This window comes from Longimonas sp. (assembly GCF_046498435.1).
GTDB lineage: Bacteria > Bacteroidota > Rhodothermia > Rhodothermales > Salinibacteraceae > Longimonas.
The window spans coordinates 1-3,568 of sequence record NZ_JAWOAR010000336.1 but is presented as its reverse complement, the minus strand read 5'-3'; the positions used below and the strand labels follow the sequence as shown (position 1 = coordinate 3,568).

The following is a 3,568-nucleotide window of genomic DNA, read 5'->3' as shown; positions in this document are numbered from 1 at the left end:
GCCCAGAACCAGGCGCTGTCGTCAGATCCGGGCTCGGTGTCGGATGAAGACCTTGCCGACCTGCCCGCAGTGGCGTACATGGGCTACTCCATCCATGGCGACGAAGCCAGCGGCACTGAAGCCGCCATCCTGCTGCTCTACCACATGGCCGCCGGCGAAGGCCCCGCCATCGACGCCGTCCTCGATGATGTTGTCACGATCATCGACCCGCTCTTCAACCCTGACGGACGCGCCCGCTTTGTGAACTGGGTCAACGGCAACCGCGGCGAAACCGCCACCGCCGACGACCAGGACCGCGAGCACAATCAGCCCTGGCCCGGCGGACGCACCAACCACTACTGGTTCGACCTGAACCGCGACTGGATGCCCGTGCAGCACCCGTCCTCGCAGGCGCGCATCGCCCTCTACCAGGACTGGCGTCCGCAGGTGCTCACCGACTACCACGAGATGGGCTCCGAAGCTACCTACTTCTTCCAGCCCGGTGTGCCCAGCCGTACCAACCCCAACACGCCCGACGAAAACCAGGAGCTGGCCGGTGAGCTCGCCGAGTATCACGCCGACTTCTTGGACGAAATCGGCTCGCTCTACTACACGCGCGAGCAGTTCGACGACTTCTACTACGGTAAAGGCTCCACCTACCCCGACGTGCAGGGCACCGTGGGCATCCTGTTTGAGCAGGCGTCCTCGCGTGCGCTCAAAAACGACACCGACAGCGGCGTGATGAACTACGCCTTTACCGTGCGCAACCAGTTCCTGGCATCGCTCTCCACGCTGCAAGGCACGGTTGAACTGCGCAACGATCTGCTGCGCTACCAGCGCGACTTCTTCGCCGACCGCGACGACTTTCTCGACGACGCGCCCATGACGGGCTACCTCATCAGCAGCGAGCGCTATCCGCAGCGCGCACAGGCACTTGGACAGCTCCTCATGCAGCATCGTGTGGAGCTGTTCGACCTGGAGGAGACCGTCGAATCGGACGGACGCACCTACCGTCCGGGCTCTGCCTACTGGGTGCCCCTCGACCAGGAGCAAGGCCGCTTCGTGAAAGGCGTCATGGAGCAGCGCACCACGTTTCAAGACTCGCTCTTCTACGACGTCTCTACGTGGACGCTGCCCCTCGCTTTTGGCACCGATCACAGCGAACTCACCTCTACGCCCGATGGCGTACGCGGCGAACGCATCACCGACATGTCGTACGATGGCGGACGCGTGGTGGGCGGCGAGGCCGATGTGGCTTACGTGATGCCGTGGGGCCGCTACTTTGCCCCGCGTGCGCTCTACCAGCTTCAGGATGCCGACATCACCACACGCATGATGCCTGACCCGTTCGAGGCCGAGGTAAACGGCGACACACAGTCGTTCGACCGGGGCGCCATTGTCATTCCGCTCCAGCAGCGCAACGCCACACGCCAGGAGGTCCACACCGCCGTGCAAGAGGCCGCCGAAGCGCATCACGTTGAGATTCACGCGGTTAATCGCGGCCTCACCCCGCAGGGCCCCGACCTGGGCTCCGCTAGCAGCACCGTGCTTGAGAAGCCCGAAGTCGCGCTCGTCACCGGCACCAGCGGACGCTCGCGCTGGGGCGGCGCCAGCTCGGCCAACGCTGGCGAGGTGTGGCACCTGCTTAGCGAACGCTTTGACATGCCCGTGTCGCTGCTCGACATCAGCTACATGGAAAGCCTCGACCTCAGCGAGTACAACACGCTCGTAATGGCCGGCGGCAGCTACAGCGGACTCGATTCCGAGCGTGTGCAGGCGTGGGTTGAGGACGGCGGTACGCTCATCGCCTCGCACACCGGCGTGCGCTGGGCCGTCGACAACGAGATGGTCGAACTCGAAGAGAAGACGCTCGACGTCGACTCGCTCGTGGCCGATCAGGACTACGCCGACCTGGGCGATGCCCGCGGCGCGCAAGGCATTGGCGGCTCCATCTTCGAAGCCGAACTCGACACCACCCACCCGCTGGCCTTCGGATACGACGAAACGGTTCCCGTCTTCCGGCGCGGCACACGGTTCTACGAGCCGCACGAAGAGCCCGGACACACCGTGGGCACCTACACCGACACCCCACGCATCAGCGGCTACATCTCGGATCCCGTCGAAGAGATCGCCCAGGAAAGCGCCGCCCTCGTGGCCGAACAGCGCGGCAGCGGACAGGTCATCCTGCTCATGGACAACCCCAACTTCCGCGCCTTCTGGTACGGCACCAACGGGCTGTTCATGAACGCCCTATTCTTCGGCGACGCGTTCTGATGGGACGTCACGCACACGTACTGTCATGGTGAGCGCAGCCGAACCATCTCCTGCTCGGTTAGCAACGGCCTCCGAGCGGACAAAGCTAACATCCGGCTACGTTTTCAGGGGAAACACAAAGCACCACGCCCCATCCACAGGACCTTCCGCGCTCCGGGAGGTCCTGTTTTTTTGTGATAGGCCCCATCCCAGCGGTGAGGCGATGGCGTATGGCTCCATCATGCATCGCAGTTGCGTGGTCCCCCAAACAGCAGTTCAATCAACATTAGCACCTTCGGTAGCTGTTAGATCGCAAGTGATGCCCCCGAAGCAGTCATCCCGGACAAGGCGCCCTTGGCGCCGCTGATCCGGGATCTATGCACGCCAATCACTTCAGGATTAGCGACTACCGCACCTTCCTCCCCGAACCCACCACACCGCATCTCGTTGGAGCAAGCCGCCTATTCGATTTCGTGCACTTTATTTCCCATCACCCATGCTATCCGACGACGCCATTGCCGCGCTCGAATCCGCCGTATCCACCTGCGATGCCGCCCGGCGCGACCTGGAGGCGGCCCTCACCCGCGCCGAAAAAGCCGACACCGACGCCGACCACGACGAAGCCCTGAAAGCCATTGCCACCGCCATTCAGGAATGGGGCGCGGGTCAGGAGCAATTCGCTAAAGCTGTAGATGCTTCAACCGCCCCCGACATCCCGATGGCCGCGCTCCTCCTCAAAAACGAAACCGGCACCGACCCCATGAACGCCCGGCGCGGCGTCCCCGGCGTCTCGGTCGACGGCACCGACCAGCCGTTCGACGTAGACCTCTCCGGCATGCGGGGCAGCGCCCTCACCGATGCGATCACGACGTATGTGGAGGAGGACGCGTAACGGAAAGGGCGCCCTGTGCTCTGTTAAAACGCATATCCGAAGCTGATTCCGCCGCCGGGAGCGGCTATCAGGCGATCTGCGTATCCCACAAACGGGGTAAACCCAATGCGAAAGAGAAAGCCCTGCTCGCGGGGCTGATGCCGGTATCCAATCGTAAACGAAGCTAAGACCGTATCCGACCAGTCGGAATTGGTGCCGTCCAATAGCAAGGTGGCCCCCGCTCCGAGTTCAAGCGCGCCTTCGGTGTCGGATACAAAGGCCAGCTGCACCGGCACCAGATGCGTTCGATCGTCGTCGCCAAATGTGAAAGAAGAGCCCAACGTAGAGTAGCCCCCGCGAAGGTGCCAGCGCCCGATCAGGTGGCGGTCGTAGTTCACGCTGTAGAGCAGCCCCGCACCGAGCAGTTCGACGTACACCGCGTTGCGCGCACGCTCAGATGATGCC

The 3,568-nt window shown here is 63.3% G+C and carries 3 protein-coding genes; 2 read left to right on the top strand and 1 reads right to left on the bottom strand.

Features of this window, described 5'->3' with window-relative positions; genetic code table 11:
* Together R6U20_RS13030 and R6U20_RS13025 are read left to right on the top strand one after the other, a co-directional pair.
* Positions 1–2,253: M14 family metallopeptidase (locus tag R6U20_RS13030; RefSeq protein ID WP_410338277.1), on the top strand; the 2,253-nt coding region annotated here is incomplete at its 5' end.
* 475 nt (positions 2,254–2,728) lie between these two features.
* Entirely contained in the window at positions 2,729–3,124 is a 396-nt protein-coding gene (locus R6U20_RS13025) for a hypothetical protein (protein ID WP_410338276.1), read from the top strand.
* Between the two features lie 23 nt (positions 3,125–3,147).
* Here the strand turns inward: R6U20_RS13025 and R6U20_RS13020 are convergent.
* Positions 3,148–3,568: hypothetical protein (locus R6U20_RS13020; RefSeq protein WP_410338275.1), on the bottom strand; the 421-nt coding region annotated here is incomplete at its 5' end.